General features: G+C 70.5%; 17 protein-coding genes. 7 read left to right on the top strand and 10 right to left on the bottom strand.

The window, feature by feature from the left end; genetic code table 11:
* The 3 genes from potC (at position 1) to EV699_RS08095 (ending at position 2,976) form a co-directional block, all read left to right on the top strand.
* A complete protein-coding gene (potC, locus tag EV699_RS08085) occupies positions 1-804 on the top strand; it encodes a spermidine/putrescine ABC transporter permease PotC (protein WP_132541277.1) in 804 nt (267 codons plus the stop codon).
* Entirely contained in the window at positions 801-1,850 is a 1,050-nt protein-coding gene (locus tag EV699_RS08090; RefSeq protein WP_132541280.1) for an ABC transporter substrate-binding protein, read from the top strand. The genes potC and EV699_RS08090 overlap by 4 nt, the downstream gene beginning before the upstream one ends.
* Positions 1,851-1,947: 97 nt before the next feature.
* Complete coding sequence (locus tag EV699_RS08095; RefSeq protein ID WP_243662595.1) at positions 1,948-2,976, top strand: extracellular solute-binding protein; 1,029 nt, start codon at positions 1,948-1,950, stop codon at positions 2,974-2,976.
* A gap of 108 nt (positions 2,977-3,084) precedes the next feature.
* Here the strand turns inward: EV699_RS08095 and EV699_RS08100 are convergent, their stop codons facing one another.
* From EV699_RS08100 to rsmD, 6 genes are all read right to left on the bottom strand, one after another.
* The gene (locus EV699_RS08100; protein ID WP_132541283.1) at positions 3,085-3,948 is read right to left on the bottom strand and encodes an MBL fold metallo-hydrolase; all 864 of its coding nucleotides are present in this window, start codon (positions 3,946-3,948) and stop codon (positions 3,085-3,087) included.
* 101 nt (positions 3,949-4,049) lie between these two features.
* On the bottom strand, positions 4,050-4,796 hold the full coding sequence (locus EV699_RS08105; RefSeq protein ID WP_132541286.1) for a diguanylate cyclase: 747 nt from the start codon (positions 4,794-4,796) through the stop codon (positions 4,050-4,052).
* Positions 4,797-4,881: 85 nt separating this feature from the next.
* Positions 4,882-5,385 (bottom strand): TIGR00645 family protein, encoded by a 504-nt coding sequence (locus EV699_RS08110; protein ID WP_132541289.1) that lies wholly within the window; start codon positions 5,383-5,385, stop codon positions 4,882-4,884.
* A gap of 125 nt (positions 5,386-5,510) precedes the next feature.
* Positions 5,511-5,765 (bottom strand): YfhL family 4Fe-4S dicluster ferredoxin, encoded by a 255-nt coding sequence (locus tag EV699_RS08115; protein WP_132541292.1) that lies wholly within the window; start codon positions 5,763-5,765, stop codon positions 5,511-5,513.
* Between the two features lie 36 nt (positions 5,766-5,801).
* On the bottom strand, positions 5,802-6,296 hold the full coding sequence (gene coaD / locus EV699_RS08120) for a pantetheine-phosphate adenylyltransferase (protein ID WP_132541295.1): 495 nt from the start codon (positions 6,294-6,296) through the stop codon (positions 5,802-5,804).
* A 58-nt stretch (positions 6,297-6,354) separates the two neighbouring features.
* A complete protein-coding gene (rsmD, locus tag EV699_RS08125) occupies positions 6,355-6,921 on the bottom strand; it encodes a 16S rRNA (guanine(966)-N(2))-methyltransferase RsmD (protein WP_243662596.1) in 567 nt (188 codons plus the stop codon).
* A 111-nt stretch (positions 6,922-7,032) separates the two neighbouring features.
* On the opposite strand from rsmD, the gene ftsY reads away from it, so the two are divergent.
* From ftsY to EV699_RS08145, 4 genes are all read left to right on the top strand, one after another.
* The gene (gene ftsY, locus EV699_RS08130) at positions 7,033-7,998 is read left to right on the top strand and encodes a signal recognition particle-docking protein FtsY (RefSeq protein ID WP_132541298.1); all 966 of its coding nucleotides are present in this window, start codon (positions 7,033-7,035) and stop codon (positions 7,996-7,998) included.
* Between the two features lie 101 nt (positions 7,999-8,099).
* A complete protein-coding gene (gene rpoH, locus EV699_RS08135; RefSeq protein WP_132541301.1) occupies positions 8,100-8,960 on the top strand; it encodes an RNA polymerase sigma factor RpoH in 861 nt (286 codons plus the stop codon).
* A 113-nt stretch (positions 8,961-9,073) separates the two neighbouring features.
* Positions 9,074-10,708 carry an NAD-binding protein gene (locus tag EV699_RS08140; RefSeq protein WP_132541304.1) on the top strand — a complete coding sequence of 545 codons (1,635 nt, stop codon included), beginning with the start codon at positions 9,074-9,076 and terminating at the stop codon, positions 10,706-10,708.
* On the top strand, positions 10,705-11,421 hold the full coding sequence (locus tag EV699_RS08145) for a potassium channel family protein (RefSeq protein WP_132541307.1): 717 nt from the start codon (positions 10,705-10,707) through the stop codon (positions 11,419-11,421). The genes EV699_RS08140 and EV699_RS08145 overlap by 4 nt, the downstream gene beginning before the upstream one ends.
* Before the next feature lie 10 nt (positions 11,422-11,431).
* Here the strand turns inward: EV699_RS08145 and EV699_RS08150 are convergent, their stop codons facing one another.
* The 4 genes from EV699_RS08150 to EV699_RS08165 all read right to left on the bottom strand — a co-directional run bounded on the left by EV699_RS08150 (position 11,432) and on the right by EV699_RS08165 (position 15,782).
* Positions 11,432-12,655, bottom strand: a complete 1,224-nt coding sequence (locus EV699_RS08150; protein WP_132541310.1) for a lytic murein transglycosylase — start codon at positions 12,653-12,655, stop codon at positions 11,432-11,434.
* Between the two features lie 102 nt (positions 12,656-12,757).
* The gene (locus tag EV699_RS08155) at positions 12,758-14,083 is read right to left on the bottom strand and encodes an ATP-binding cassette domain-containing protein (RefSeq protein WP_132541313.1); all 1,326 of its coding nucleotides are present in this window, start codon (positions 14,081-14,083) and stop codon (positions 12,758-12,760) included.
* Positions 14,083-14,844 carry an ABC transporter ATP-binding protein gene (locus tag EV699_RS08160; RefSeq protein ID WP_132541316.1) on the bottom strand — a complete coding sequence of 254 codons (762 nt, stop codon included), beginning with the start codon at positions 14,842-14,844 and terminating at the stop codon, positions 14,083-14,085. Before EV699_RS08160 ends, EV699_RS08155 begins: the two co-directional genes overlap by 1 nt.
* Complete coding sequence (locus EV699_RS08165; protein WP_132541319.1) at positions 14,841-15,782, bottom strand: branched-chain amino acid ABC transporter permease; 942 nt, start codon at positions 15,780-15,782, stop codon at positions 14,841-14,843. The genes EV699_RS08160 and EV699_RS08165 overlap by 4 nt, the downstream gene beginning before the upstream one ends.
* Between the last annotated feature and the right edge of the window lies 1 nt (position 15,783).

The raw sequence follows: 15,783 nt of genomic DNA on the forward strand, positions 1-15,783 counted from the left end.
ATGCAGCGCTATGTCAACATCGCCTATGCCACCCTGGTCTATGCCTTCCTGTATTTTCCGATCGTCATCCTGATCGTCTTCTCGTTCAACGACTCCACCTACTCGCTCGCCTGGCACGGCTTCACCTGGCGCTGGTACGAGAAGCTCGCCGACAACGACGTGCTGATCGAGGTGGCGCTCAACTCGGTCACCATCGGCGTGCTCGCCGCGAGCCTCGCCACCGTGCTCGGCACGCTCGGCGCGGTCGCGCTGTATCACTACGACTTCCTCGGCAAGCGCCTGGTGAACGGGCTGGTGTTCGTGCTGATCATGTCGCCCGAGATCGTCATGGGCCTGTCGCTGCTGACGCTGTTCGTCACCGTGCAGAAGGTGGCGGCCTTGATCAGCGAAAGCCTCGACGCCAGCCTCGGCTTCATCTCGGTGCTGCTCTCGCACGTGACCTTCTGCACGCCGTTCGTGATCGTCACCGTGCTGTCGCGCATCAACGGCTTCGACCGCCACCTGATCGAAGCCGCCAAGGACCTCGGCGCGAGCGAGTTCTACACCTTCCGCAAGGTCATCCTGCCGCTCCTGATGCCCGCCGTGGTGGCGGGCTGGCTGCTCAGCTTCACGCTGTCGATGGACGACGTGATCATCACCCAGTTCGTCAGCGGACCCGACTACGAACTGCTGCCGCTGCGCATCTACTCGATGGTCAAACGGGGTATCACGCCGGAGGTCAACGCCCTGTCGGCCATCATGTTCGTCGCCACCCTCGTGATCGTCGCGATCGCCCAAGCCCTCCTGAAGGAGAACAAGCAATGAAGAAGTTCCTGGCGGTTCTGGCCCTGCTCAGCGCGCCCGCGTTCGCGGCCGAGGAGAAGGCGCTGAACTTCTACAACTGGACCGAGTACATGCCCGACGCGGTCCTGAAGCAGTTCACCAAGGAAACCGGCATCAAGGTGCGCCAGACCACCTATGCGAGCATCGAGGAGATGTACGCGAAGCTGAAGGCCGGCGGCGGCGGCTATGACGTCGTCGTGCCCTCGGCGTACTACATCAAGCGCATGCGCGCCGAGGACATGCTCGAGCCGCTCGACCTGTCGAAGATCCCCAACCTGAAGAACTTCGACGCCAAGTACGTCGACCAGGCCTTCGATCCGGGCAACAAGTACACCGTGCCCTACCTGATGTACTCGGTCGGCATCATGGTCAACGGCGCCAAGACCGACCCGAGCAAGATCACCAAGTGGTCGGACCTGTGGAAGCCGGAGTACAAGAACCAGTTGCTGATGATGGACACGGCGCGCGAGAACTTTCAGGTCATGATGAAGGTGCTCGGCTACAAGGCCGGCGAGACCGACCCCAAGCGCATCGAGGAAGCCTACGGCAGGCTGCGTGAGCTGCTGCCGAACGTGAAGCTGTTCAACGGCGACGCGCCGCGCACCAGCTTCCTCGCCGGCGAGGTGGCCGTCGGCATCGCCTGGAGCGGCGAGGCCTACATGGGCCAGCAGGAGAACCCCAAGATCACCTACGTCTACCCGCAGGAAGGCATCATCTTCGGCATGGACACGCTGGCGATCCCGAAGGGCGCCAAGCATCCGGAGAACGCGCACAAGTTCATCGACTTCGTGTCGCGCCCCGACATCGCCGCGAAGATCAGCCAGGAGATCGGCTACGGCACGCCGAACGCCGAGGCGGTGAAGAAGCTGCCGGCGAAGTTCGCGCAGAACCGCATCGTCTTCCCGACCGCCGACGACCTGAAGAATGCCGACTACATGGAAGACGTCCCGAGCGACACGCAGAGCCTGTACGAGAAGTACTGGTCGGAGCTGAAGACCGGCAAGAAAGTCGTCGAGAAGAAGGGCTGAGCCCGCGCCTCGACGCCCGCCCGATACCCGCAACACCGGCAGCCGCGCCGCCCGTGTTGCGGGTTTTCTTTTGGCCACGCCCCGCAGGGAGGGACCGATGATGATGAAGTGGCTCGTCCTGCTGTTCGCCGTCTCGACCGGCGCCTTCGCCGCCGAGCGCACGGTGGTCGTCTACAACTGGGCCGAATACCTGCCGGACGAGGTGATCCGCCAGTTCACCAAGGAAACCGGCATCCGCGTGCGCTACTCGACCTTCGACAACAACGAGTCGATGTATGCCAAGGTCAAGAGCCTCAACGCCGGCGGCTACGACATCGTCGTGCCCTCGGCGTACTACGTCTACCGGATGCGCAAGGAGAACCTGCTCGCGCCGCTGGACCGCAGCAGACTCAGCAACTTCGACAAGCTCGACCCACGCCTGCTGGATCAGGCGCACGACCCGGGCAACGTCTACAGCGTGCCCTACCTCTGGGGCTCGTCGGGCATCGCCGTCGACGGCAAGCGCGTGGACCCGGCCACGGTGAAGCGCTGGGCCGATCTCTGGCGGCCCGAGTTCAAGGGCAAGTTGCTGCTGCTCGACGACATGCGCGACGTCTTCGGCATCGCCCTGAAGACGCTCGGCTACTCGGCGAACACGCGCAACCCCGCCGAGATCCAGGCCGCCTTCGAGAAGCTGCGCGAGCTGCTGCCGAACGTGAAGATGTTCAATGCCGACTCGCCGAAGTCCGCCTACCTCGCCGGCGAGGTCGCGGCCGGGCAGATCTGGAACGGCGAGGCGTTCATGGCCGCGCTCGAGAAGCCGAGCCTGAGCTACGTCTACCCGCAGGAAGGCGCGCTGCTGTGGATGGACAACCTGGTCATCCCGCGCAACGCCAGGAACGTCGCCGAAGCCCACGCGTTCATCGACTTCCTGCTGCGCCCCGAGATCGCGCGCCGCATCAGCGCCGAGATCGGCTACTCCAGCCCCAACAAGGCCGCGGTCGACGCGATGCCGCCGAAGCTGCGCAACAACCGCACCGTCAACCCGACCGCCGAGGACCTCGCCGGCGCCGAGTTCCAGACCGACGTCGGCGACGCCCAGGCGCTGTACGAGCAGTACTGGTCGCGCCTCAAGGCCGGCCGCTAGCCGCACCCCGCACCGGCTCCCGGCCGGCGTCGGGCGCGGCCGCTTCCAGCGCGCACATGGCCTGGAACTGCATCAGGAACACCCGGCTATCGAGCCCGGGCGCATCGCTCAGCGCCCCAGCGTGTTCAGCGGCAGCTTCAGGTAGCGCACGCCGTTGGCGGCCGGTGGCGGCAGCGCGCCGGCGCGCATGTTGACCTGGATCGCCGGGAGGATCAGCTGGGGCAGATCGAGCTGGGCGTCGCGGCGCGCACGCTCGGCGACGAAGGCGTCCTCGTCGACCCCGTCGCGGATGTCGACGTTGGCGGCGCGCGTCTCCGCCACCGTGCACACCGATGCCAGCGCGCGCGTCGTCGGCGGGTAGTCGTGGCAGAGGTGCAGGCGCGTCTGCGGCGGCAGCGCGAGCAGGCGCCGCACCGAGCGGTACAGCGCCCGCGCGCTGCCGCCGGGGAAATCGCAGCGCGCCGTGCCGACATCGGGCATGAAGACGACGTCGCCGACGAACACGCGCTCCTCGACGTGGTAGCTGACGCAGGCCGGCGTGTGCCCCGGCGTGTGCCAGACCTCGATCGTCAGCGGGCCGAGTTCGAGCCCCTCGCCGTCGGCGAGCAGGCGGTCGAACTGCGAGCCGTCGGTGCGAAACCCGGCTTCGGCATCGAAGATCGGCTTGAACAGCGCCTGCACCTCGCGCACCCCCTCGCCGATCGCGGTACACCCGCCCAGCCGCTGCTTGAGGTAGTCGGCGGCGGAGAGGTGGTCGGCGTGCACGTGGGTTTCGAGGAGCCAGTCGACCACCAGCCGCTCGCGCACGACGTAGTCGATGATCGCGTCGGCGGCGCGGGTCGCGGTGCGCGCCCCACGCGGATCGTAGTCGAGCACCGGATCGATGATGGCGCAGCGCCCGCCCGGCGCCACCAGCACGTGCGAGAAGGTGGAGGTGGACGGCTCGAAGAAGGTTTCGACGTGGCTGTGCATGCGCGCGACGCTCCGGACAGTTCGACCGATCGGTGCAAACCAAGATATTCAAACAGGGACATGCCTTCGCACGTCGCATACCGCCACCCGGCTGGCGCGACTCAGGGCGGGTCCGCCACCTCGGCGAGCCGCACGCAGTCGCCGCCCGCCGCCTGCGCCCGTTCTAGCGCGCCCAGCGCGGCCTGCCACAGCGGTGCCGCGTCGCCCGCGCCGGCGGCGAGCCCGGCGCTGAAACCGGCCACGTAGCCCAGCGCGCGCTCGCGCTGGCGTCGCTGCAGGTACTCGATGCGCAGGCGCTCGATCACCGTGAGCGCCGCGGCGGCGTCGGTTTCGGGGAGGATCAGCGCGCAGCGCAGGCCGCCGCCGGCACCGACGACGTCGGTGCGGCGCAGCCGCCGCTGCAGCCATCCGCCGAGCTCGTCGACCTCGCCGCGCCCCGCGCGCTCGCCGAAGCGGTGCGCCAGCGCCGCGGCACCGTCGGGTTCGAGCAACGCGAGGGCGAGCGTGTGGCGGTAACGCGCGCAGCGCGCGAGCTCCTGTTCCAGCCGCTCGCGCATGGCCGCATCGGCCGGGCGCACGCCCTCCGGCGCCTCGGCGATGGCCGTGCCGGCGGTCAGCAGGGCGAGGCCCAGCACGTCGCCGCCGGTGGGCGGTGCGCCGAGCCAGCCGGCCAGCGCCTCGGGCCGCAGCGGCGTGGGGAACGCCGTGAAGGCGAGCGCCGGCACCACGACCGGCACGTAGCCCTGCGCGCGCAGGGCGGCGAGCGCCGGCTCGGCGTCGGCGGGAACGGCCGCGATCAGCAGGGCGCGCGCGGCGGCGGGAGAGACTGCGGGACGATCTTCGGACACGGCGACGGATTCCCTGCCAGCGGCGCCGCCACCGTGGCGGCGCTTCGCCCGCAGAAGTATCGGCGACGCCGCCGGCGCGTGCCGCTCAGTGATCGTGCCCGCCGAAGGCGATGCGATCGACCCAGGCCATCAGCAGCGCCGACAGCACGAACACCATGTGCACGATCGCCAGCCACATCACCTGCGTGATGTCGTACTTGGGCAGGTTCATGAACACCTTGAGCAGGTGGATCGAGGAGATCGCCACGATCGAGCCGGCGAGCTTGATCTTGACCGCTCCGGCGTCGATCTTGCCGAGCCAGGCCGGCTTTTCCGTGTCGTGCCCGACGTCGATGCGGGACACGAAGGTTTCGTAGCTGGACAGCATCACCATCACCAGCAGGTTGGCGACGAGCACGAAGTCGATCAGCGACAGGATGCCGAGCAGCAGCTCCGACTCGCTCAGCACCATCACCTGCTGGAACAGGTGGGTGATCTCCAGCAGCGCCTTGCCGGCGAACAGCAGCAGCACCGCCGCGAGGCCGAGGTACAGCGGCACCAGCAGCCAGCGGCTGCCGAAGATCAGGGTTTCGATCGCGCGTTCGAGCATGACCGGAATCTCCGAAGGCTAGGGGGAAAGCGGTTGGTGTCGCGGCGGTGGCCGTCGGCAGGCGGGCGCGAGCAAGCGAAGGGCCCCGTGCGGGGCCCTCTGGGACGACGGCGGCGACGCGCCGCTCAGCCGGAGGAAGCGCTCAGGCGCTGGTACTTGGCCTGCAGCTCCTCGCGGGTCTCGCGGTGCTCGGGATCGAGCGGAATGCAGTCGACGGGGCACACCAGCTGGCACTGCGGCTCATCGAAATGGCCGACGCACTCGGTGCACAGCTTGGGGTCGATCACGTAGATTTCCGGCCCCACCGAGATCGCGCCGTTCGGGCACTCCGGCTCGCACACGTCGCAGTTGATGCATTCGTCGGTGATCATCAGCGCCATGGTCAAATCCTCCGGGTACGGGAGCGCTCGCCCGCGTCAGGTGCGGACGGCGGCGCCGAACTTCGCGTTGAGCGCTTCCTGCACCAGCGGGTTGACGAACGCCGAGATGTCGCCGCCGAACTTCGCCACCTCGCGCACCAGCGTCGAGGAGATGAACGAGTACTGCTCGGCGGGCGTCAGGAACACCGTTTCGATCCCCGGATGCAGGCGCCGGTTCATGCTGGCGAGCTGGAATTCGTACTCGAAGTCGGAGACCGCGCGCAGGCCGCGCAGGATCACGTTGGCGCCGATCGTCTTCGCGAAGTTCACCAGCAGCACGTCGAAGCCGCACACCTCGACGTTCGGCAGGTCGGCGAGGACGATGCGGGCGTGCGCCACGCGCTCGTCCAGCGTGAACAGCGGGCTCTTGCCGGGGTTGGCGGCGACGGCGACCACCAGCCGGTCGAACATGCGCGCGCCGCGCTCGACGAGGTCGACGTGGCCGTTGGTGAGGGGATCGAAGGTTCCCGGATACAGGGCGGTTACCGTCATGCGCGAGGATCCGGCAGGTTCGAAGTGACGGGATTATGGGCGTGGGTTTTGACGCAGATCAAGGCGACCCGCCGGGCGGCGGCAGCGCCAGCCGGTAGCCCACCTGGCCGGCGCGCTTGTCGCGCAGCAGCGTCCAGGCGGGTGGCAGCGCCGGCGCCGGCAGCTCGGACTCGACGTAGACGCGGGCGTCGGCGGCGAACCAGCCGCCCGCGTCCAGCTGCGCGCAGGTCGGCGCGAGCAGCCCGAGGCCGAACGGCGGGTCGAGGAAGACGACGTCGAAGGCCCGCGCCGGGCCGGCGAGGTAGGCCAGGGCGTCGCCCGCCACGACCTGCCCGTCGGCGCCGGCCCCCAGGTGCGCGAGATTCGCCTGCAGCGCACGCGCCACGGCACGCTGGCGCTCGACGAACACCACCTCGGCGGCACCCCGCGACAGCGCCTCGAACCCCAGCGCGCCGCTGCCGGCGAACAGGTCGAGGCAGCGCGCCCCGGCGATGCGCGGCGCCAGCCAGTTGAACAGGGTTTCGCGTACCCGGTCGGGCGTCGGGCGCAGACCCTGAGCGTCGGGGAAGGCCACGCGACGTCCGCGCCAGCGTCCGCCGATGATGCGCAACTGGTTGTCGGCCAAGCTCCCGCCTCCACGCTGCCCGGCCGGCGGCGGCCGGCTATGGTGTGCCGGGGGCGGATGATACGATCTGCGCCCCGCCCCGACACCCTCGTCGTTTCCCGGTAAGCCGCCATGTCCAGCGCCCGCGACCCCGCCCCGCCCACCGAGACCTCGTGGCTCGCACGCCTGCGCAGCCGCCTCGGCAAGACCCGCGCCGGCCTCACCGACGGCCTCGCCACGCTGTTCCTGGGACGCAAGGCGCTCGACGCCGAGCTGCTCGAGGAGCTCGAAACCCGCCTGCTGCTCGCCGACGTTGGCATCGAGGCCACGCAGACCATCATCGAGCGGCTCGGCGAGCGGGTGTCGCGCCGCCAGCTCAGCGACGGCGCGGCGCTGATGGCGGCCCTGCGCGACGAGATGTGCGCGCTGCTCGCGCCGGTCGCGGTGCCGCTCGTGCCCGACCCGGCGCGGCGGCCGTTCGTGCTGCTGATGGTCGGCATCAACGGTGCCGGCAAGACCACCACCATCGGCAAGCTCGCGCAGCGCTTCCTCAGCGAGGGCCGCAGCGTGATGCTCGCCGCCGGCGACACCTTCCGCGCCGCGGCGGTCGACCAGTTGCAGGTCTGGGGCGAGCGCAACGGCGTGCCGGTGATCGCCCAGCCGAGCGGCGCGGATGCCGCCTCGGTGATCTTCGACGCGATGACCGCCGCGCGCGCGCGCGCCACCGAGGTCCTCATCGCCGATACCGCCGGGCGCCTGCACACGCAGCACAACCTGATGGAAGAGCTGCGCAAGATCAAACGGGTGATGGGCAAGGCCGACGCCAGCGCTCCGCACGAGACCCTGCTCGTGCTCGACGCCGGCACCGGCCAGAACGCGCTCGCCCAGGCCGTGCAGTTCCACGAGGCGATCGGCCTCACCGGGCTGGTGCTGACCAAGCTCGACGGCACCGCCAAGGGCGGCATCGTCTTCGCCATCGCCCGCCGCCTCGGCCTGCCGATCCGCTACATCGGCGTCGGCGAAGGCCTCGACGACCTGCGCCCGTTCGAGGCCGCGACCTTCGTCGACGCGCTGCTCGGCGACACCGGCCACGCTTGAGCCCACCGCCGCGTGCGGGCCTGCACGGAACCCCGGCGTGTTTTGGCACTCTGAGGGAGCGAGTGCTAGACTTGACACGCTTTCGAAGAGGGGGGCATTCCATGACTCAAGCGCTGGTTCCCAAGCTCACGCATCTGCCGGTCGCCCGCGGCGACCTCGACGGCTACATCCAGGCGGTGGGCGGGATTCCGATGCTCGAAGCCGAAGAGGAACAGCTCTTCGCGCGCCGGCTGAAGGAGCACAACGATCTCGAAGCCGCGCGCGCGCTGATCGTGTCGCACCTGCGCTTCGTCGTGCACGTCGCGCGCGGCTACACCGGCTACGGCCTGCCGCTCGCCGACCTGATCCAGGAAGGCAACGTCGGCCTGATGAAGGCGGTGAAGCGCTTCGACCCCGACCACGGCGTGCGCCTGGTGAGCTTCGCGGTGCACTGGATCCGCGCCGAGATCCACGAGTTCATTCTGCGCAACTGGCGCATCGTCAAGGTCGCGACCACCAAGGCGCAGCGCAAGCTGTTCTTCAACCTGCGCAGCTCGAAGAAGCGCCTGGGCTGGTTCTCGCGCGAGGAGGTCGAGTCGGTCGCCAGGGACCTCGGCGTGTCGCCCGAGGCGGTGCTGGAGATGGAATCCCGCCTGGCCGGGCAGGACGTGTCGTTCGACCCCGCGCCCGAGGATGACGACGGCGGCGGCGTCGCGCCGGCCGCCTACCTGCAGGATGCGCACGCCGATCCGGCGCTGCAGGTCGAGCGCGAGGACTGGGAGGCCAAGACCGGCCGCCACCTGCTCGCGGCGCTGGAAAACCTCGACACCCGCAGCCGCGACATCCTGATGCGCCGCTGGCTCGACGAGCGCAAGCCCACGCTGCACGAGCTCGCCGCCGAGTACGGCGTCTCCGCCGAGCGCATCCGCCAAATCGAGGCCGCCGCGATCAAGAAGCTCAAGTCCGCGCTGCCGGCCCGCTGAGGCCGGCGCCACGACTCCCCGCGGCCCGCGGCGGTCCCCCGCCCGCGGGCCGCATGCTTTCCGCCCCGGCTCGCCGATAATGGGTGCCCCGCGCCCTGCCGGACGTCGCCCGCATGAGCCCCACACCGCCCCTCCACCTGATCGTGCGCCTGTGCTACCGGCTCGACGATTCGGCCCGCTACCGCCGCTGCAAGCGCTTCGCCTACGACCTGCTGGAGAACCCCGACTCGCCGCTGCGCCCGTACGTCGACGTGACGATGTGCCTGCTGATCCTCGCCACCGTGTTCCTGATGATCTACGAGGTCCGCCACCCGCTCGGCGAGCTGGCGCGCGGCTTCGAGGATGCCGTGATCGGCGTGTTCATCGTCGAATACCTGGCGCGCGGCTGGCTCTATTCCGACGTCCGCCGCAGCGTGATCGAGGCCCACGAGGAGGCCGAGTTCCTCGGCATCCGCCTGCAGCTGCGCCCGGTGCTCGCGCGCGTGCTGCGCCGCAAGTGGGACTACGCGCGCTCGCCGCTCGCGATCATCGACCTGCTGGCGATCCTGCCGAGCTATCGCCCGCTGCGGATGCTGCGCTTCTTCCTGCTGTTCCGCGTGTTCAAGCTGTTCCGCTACACGCGTGCGATCAGCGAATTCGCCAAGGTGCTGGCCGAGAAGCGCTTCGATCTCTACACCCTGGCGATGTTCATCGGCTTCGTCCTGTTCGCTGCCTCGACCGCGATCTACATCTTCGAGGCCCACGTCGAAACCAGCCACATCAACACCCTGTTCGACGCGGTGTACTGGGCGGTGATCACCCTGTTCACCGTGGGCTACGGCGACATCACGCCGAAGACGCCCGAAGGCCGCCTGGTGGCGATGCTGCTGGTGGTCACCGGGGTGGCGGTGATCTCGCTGTCGACCTCGATCGTGGTCACGGCCTTCGGCGAGAAGATGCAAGCGCTGCGCGACCGGCGCGTGTTCGCCGACGTCGACAAGCTGCGCGACTACGTGATCGTCTGCGGCTACGGGCGCGTCGGCGAGATGGTGGTGGCGCGCCTCGCCGAGCAGAAACGGCCGTTCGTGATCGTCGACAAGCTCGCGCCGAACATCGCCCGGGCCAAGGCGTGCGGCCACCTGGCGCTGTGCGAGGACGCCACCCAGGCCGAGGTGCTCGCCAACCTCGGCATCACCCGCCACGCCGGCAGCATCCTGTGCATCACCGGCGACGACATCACCAACACCTACATCACCTTGAGCGCGCGGCAGATGAACCCCCGCCTCAGCGTGATCTCGCGCGCCAACCGCGCCGAGACCATCCACAAGCTGCGCCTCGCCGGCGCCACCCACGTGGTGATGCCCTACGAGGTGGTGGGGCTGATGGCCGCCGAGTACATCCACCAGCCGGTGGCCTCGACCGCGCTCGCCGGCATCCTCAGCGGCGAGCGCGGCATGTCGATCGACATCGTCGCCGTGCCGCCGCGCTCGATGCTCGCCGGGCAGCGCATCGGCGCGATCGCCCTCGCCCGCCACAAGCTCACGCTGCTCGGCGTGCTCACCGGCGTCGACGGCGGCGCGCAGCGCGACGTGCGCGGCGCGATCGAGCTGCGCGCGAGCCTGCAGGGGCGGCGCTTCTGCTTCAACCCGCCGCCCGACTTCAGCCTCTGCGCCGAGGACCTGCTGGTGGTGCTGGGGCGCAGCGTCAGCATCGAGCACTTCCGCGCCCAGGTGGAAGGCAGCGCGCTGCACGCCGGGGCGGGCGCGTGAAGCCGCGGCGCATCGGCCTGTTCGGCTACGCCAAGCTCGGCATGGAGGTCGCCAACCACCTGTGCCGCACCGGCTGCGAGCTGCTGGTGGTCGACCGCGACGACGGCAACCTCGCCCGCGCCGCCGAGCGCGGCCTGCAGACGCTCAAGTGCGACTACACCGACGACCTCGAACTCGCCCGCGCCGGGGTCGGGGGCGGCCTCGACCTGATCTTCGTGCTGCTGCCCGAGGACGCCGAGAACGTCTTCCTCACCATCTCGGCGCGGGCGCTGGCGCCGCGGCTGACCATCGTCGCGGTCAGCGACTCGCCCGGCTCCGCGGCCAAGCTGCTCGCCGCCGGCGCCGACAAGGTGATCGACCCCTTCGAGATCGCCGCACGCCGCATCACCGACCTGATCCGCAAGCCGCTGGTCGTCGACATGCTCGACCAGACGGTGTTCGGCCAGGCCGACCTGGAGCTCGCCGAGGTCGAGGTGCTGCCGGGCAGCGGCCTGGCGGGGCTCGCCCTGGGCGCGGTCGACCTGCGCGAGGGCTACGAACTGGTGGTGATCGGCGCGGTGGTCGACGGCGCCGAGCGCCACCTGCGCTTCGCCGCCGAGGACGCCGGCTACCGGCTGCGCCGCGGCGACGTGCTGCTGGTGGCCGGGCCGAGCGGCGACGTGGTGCGCTTCCGCGCCGATTTCGCCCCGCCGCGGACCGACGGGCAGCGCTGACGCCGCGCCCTCACTCGCCGCGCAGGCGCGCGAGCACGCCGGCGTCGGGGTAGCCGTCGGGCACCAGCCCGGCCACCTGCTGGAAGGCCCGCGTCGCCCGGCGCGTGCGCTCGCCGGCGAAACCGTCAGGGGTACCGGGGTCGAAGCCGCGCGCCGCGAGGCGCGTCTGCAGCTCGCGCACCTCGGCCGGGGCGAGCGGTGGCAGGTGGCGCGGCCAGGCGGCGACGAACGGCCCGGCGCCGGCGATGCGGTCGGCCAGGTGGCTGACCGCCAGCACGTAGGACAGCGCGTTGTTGTACTGGCGCAGCACGCTCAGGTTGCCGGTGACCAGGAACACCGGCCCCGCGCGCCCGACCGGCGCCAGCAGCGCCGCCTCGCCCTGCGCCGGCCAGGCCCCGCCGTCGGCGCGCGCCACGCCGAGCGCGGCCCAGCGCGCCAGCGGCTGCGCCCGCTCCGGCTCCACCGCGGCCCAGTCGAAGCCGGCCGGCAGGCGCACCTCCCAGCCCCAGGGCTCGCCGCGCCGCCAGCCCGCATCGGCCAGGTAGTGCGCGGTCGACGCGAAGGCGTCCGGCAGGCTGCGGAACAGGTCGCGGCGCCCGTCGCCGTCGCCGTCGACGGCGTGCGCGAGCCAGGTGCTCGGCATGAACTGCGTCTGCCCCATCGCCCCGGCCCAGGAGCCGCGCAGTTGCGCGGCGGTGGCGTCGCCGCGGTCGATCAGCTTGAGCGCGGCGATCAGCTCGTCGCGGTAGAAGTCGCTGCGCCGGCCGGCGAAGGCGAGCGTGGCGAGCGCGTCGGGCACCGGCGTGCGGCCGAGGTTGCCGCCGAAGTCGGTCTCGATGCCCCAGATCGCGACGACGACCTCGGCGGGTACGCCGTAGCGCGCCTGCGCCGCGTCGAGCGCCGCGGCGTGGCGCGCGCGCAGGGCCTGGCCGCGCGCCACGCGGGCGTCGTTGACGGCGTTGTCGAGGTAGTCCCACAGCGGACGGGTGAACTCCGGCTGGCGGCGGTCGAGCACGAGCAGCTCGGGCAGCCGCCGCAGCCCCGGCACCACCGCCTGCACGGTCGCCGCGGAAACCCCGGCGGCCTGCGCCGTCACCGCGAAGTCGCGCTTCCAGCCGGCGAAGTCGGTGGCGGCGACGCGCTCGTCGGCACCGCCCGACGGCGGCGTGCCGGCGCAGGCGGCGAGCAACAGGAGCGGCAGGCAGGCGAGCACGGGCGAGCGGCGCAACGACATGCGGGGGTGACTCGGGTGGCGGCAGGGGGGCGCTAGCGTCGCACGATCCGCCCCCCGGCCGCAGCCCTCCCCCACGCCTTCGCGGCGCACGCGGGGTGCGCCTCACATGCCGAGGTAGGCTTCCTTGACGCGCTCGTTCTCCAGCAGCCGCGGGCCGGCGTCGGAGAGCACGATCTCGCCGGTCTCGATCACGTAGCCGGTGTCGGCGATCGACAGCGCCGCGGCGGCGTTCTGCTCGACGAGGAAGATCGTCATGCCCTGGCCGCGCAGCTCGCGCACCACGGCGAAGATCTCCTCCACCAGCAGCGGCGCGAGGCCCATGCTGGGCTCGTCGAGCAGCAGCAGCTTCGGGCGCGCCATCAGCGCGCGGCCGATCGCGAGCATCTGCTGCTGGCCGCCCGACAGCGTGCCCGCCGGCAGCCTGCGCTTCTCCTTGAGGATCGGGAAACGCGCGTAGACCTTCTCGAGGTCGGCGGCGACGCCGACCTTGTCCCTGGCGTGCAGGAAGGCGCCGAGCAGCAGGTTGTCCTCGATCGACAGCGGGCCGAACACCTGCCGCCCCTCCGGGCTCTGGCTGATGCCGCGCACCACGCGCCGGTCGGCGCGCTCGCGGGTGATGTCGACGCCGTCGAACAGGATCTGCCCGCCGGAGGCCGGCTGCAGGCCGGAGATGGTGCGCATCAGCGTGGTCTTGCCGGCGCCGTTGGCGCCCACCAGCGCCACCAGTTCGCCGGCGCGCACTTCGAGGTCGATGCCGCGCAGCGCCTGGATGCGCCCGTAGTGGCTGGTCAGGCCGCGGATGGCGAGGACCGGCTGGACCTCGGCGCGCGCCACCGGGCGCGGCGGCACGTCGCTCGCGCCGAGCCCGAACGGCGCCGGGGCGAGGTGCACCAGCCGCGTGTGCAGCGCGCGGAACTCGGCCCTGACCTCGTCGCCGAACAGCGGGTCGTCGTTGGCGGCGAAGGCGCGGTCGATCTCCGCCCAGTCGATCGTGGTCAGGCGCTGCTCGGCGAGCGGCATCAGCTCGCGCTCCTCCAGCGCCATGTGGCTGCGGCTGAGCTGCACGTAGCGGGTGAGGCGCTCGAGGAACTCGTCACGCGCCGGCGCGCCGAGCTCGGCGAAGCGCTGCAGGCTCTGCGACAGCTTCTCCATCGCGCGCGGCCCCTCGCGGTGGTGGTGTTCGAGCTCCTCGATCAGCGCGTTGGCGGCCGGGTCGCGGGCGCGCAGGGCCTTGAACAGGTACTCGTCCTCCTTCGGGTGGTGCAGGCGGTCGCCGAACGACATCAGGTACTCGAACACCGACTCGAACAGCTCGACGTCGGGACGCGCGTCGGCGTCGGCGGCGAGCTCGTCGCGCAGGCGCTCGAGCAGGTCGAGCAGGCGGGTCATCGAGACGTGCTCGTTACGGATGATGCGTAGCGCTTCCATCAGGCGGCCCCCAGGTAGGCGGCGATGACGTCGGGGTTGGCGCGCACCTCGGCGGGCGTGCCTTCGGCGAGCTTGCGTCCGTAATCGAGCACCAGGATGTGATCGGAGATGTGCATGACCAGCTTCATGTCGTGCTCGACCAGCACCACGGTGATGCCGGTGGCGGCGATCTTCTGGATCAGCTCGTCGATCTCCACGGTCTCCTTCGGGTTGAGCCCCGCGGCGGGTTCGTCGAGCAGGAGGATGCGCGGCTCGGCGGCGAGCGCGCGGGCGATCTCCAGGCGCTTCAGCACGCCGTAGGAGAGGCTGTTCGCCTGCGCCCTGACGTGCTTGCCGCAGCCGACGAACTCCATCAGCCCGGCGGCGTGCTCGCGCGCCGCGGCGTCGCCGCGGGTGATCGCCGGCAGCCGGAACATCGCCTTGAAGAAGCTGCGGTCGAGGTGCAGGTGGCGCCCCACCAGCACGTTCTCGAGCGCGCTCATGTTGAAGCAGATCTGCAGGTTCTGGAACGTGCGGTTCATGCCGCGCGTGGCCAGCACGTCGGGGCGCATGCCGCCGATCTCCTCGCCGTCGAGGCGGATCGAGCCGGCGCTGGGCGTGTAGACGCCGGTGATCAGGTTGAACAGCGTGGTCTTGCCCGCGCCGTTCGGGCCGATCACCGAGTGGATCGAGCCCTTGGCGACGCTGAAAGAGACGTCCTGCACCGCCTTGACGCCGCCGAAGGTCTTCGACAGCCCCGCCACTTCGAGCATCGCGCTCATCGTGCACCCCCGGTGAAGCGCGCCTGCAGACTGGGCACCAGGCCGCGCGGCATGAAGATCATCGACGTCATCAGGATCAGGCCGAACACGACCATCTCCCAGTCCTCCAGGCCCGACAGCACCTGCGGCAGCAGCGTCAGCAGCGCCGCGCCGACCACCGCGCCGAAGGTGGAGGCCATGCCGCCCACCACGACCATGGTCACGAACTCCACCGAGTGCATGAAGCTCGCCTTGTCCGGGGTGATGAAGGCGCCGTAGTGCGCGGACAGCGAGCCGACCAGCGTCGCGAACACCGCCGAGACCACGAACACCAGCACCTTGTAGCCGGTGGTGTCGATGCCGGCGACCTGCGCGGCCACCTCGGAACCGTGCACCGCGCGCAGCGCGCGGCCGACCGGCGAGTCGATGATGTTCAGCGCCACCCACACCGCGAACACCAGCAGCACGGCGAACACCCCGTACCAGGTCTGCTCGCCGTACAGGCGCAGGCCGAAGACCTCGAAGTCGGGCACCACCATGCCGTCGGGCCCGCCGGTGAGCCACGACTCGTTGGTGATGACGATCGACACGATCATGCCGAGGCCGAGCGTGGCCATCGCCAGGTAGTGGCCCTTGAGGCGCAGGATCGGCCGCGCCACCACGTAGGCGAGCAGCGCCACGCCGACGCAGGCGACGAGCAGCGCGGCGAGCGGCGGCCAGCCGTAGTTGGCGGTGAGCACCGCCGAGACGTAGCCGCCCAGGCCGAAGAAGCCGGCATGGCCCATCGAGATCTGCCCGGCGTAGCCGATCAGCAGGTTGAGGCCGACGGCGACGATGGCGTTGATGGCGATGCGGTTCGCCACGTCGAAGTAGAAATTGTTGGGCAGCGCGAGCGGCAGCAGTGCGAGCACCAGCGCGAGCACGCCCAGCCCGGTCCAGCGGGAGTTGGCGAGGTTCATG

This window comes from Plasticicumulans lactativorans, from assembly GCF_004341245.1.
Classification (GTDB): Bacteria; Pseudomonadota; Gammaproteobacteria; order Competibacterales; family Competibacteraceae; genus Plasticicumulans_A; species Plasticicumulans_A lactativorans.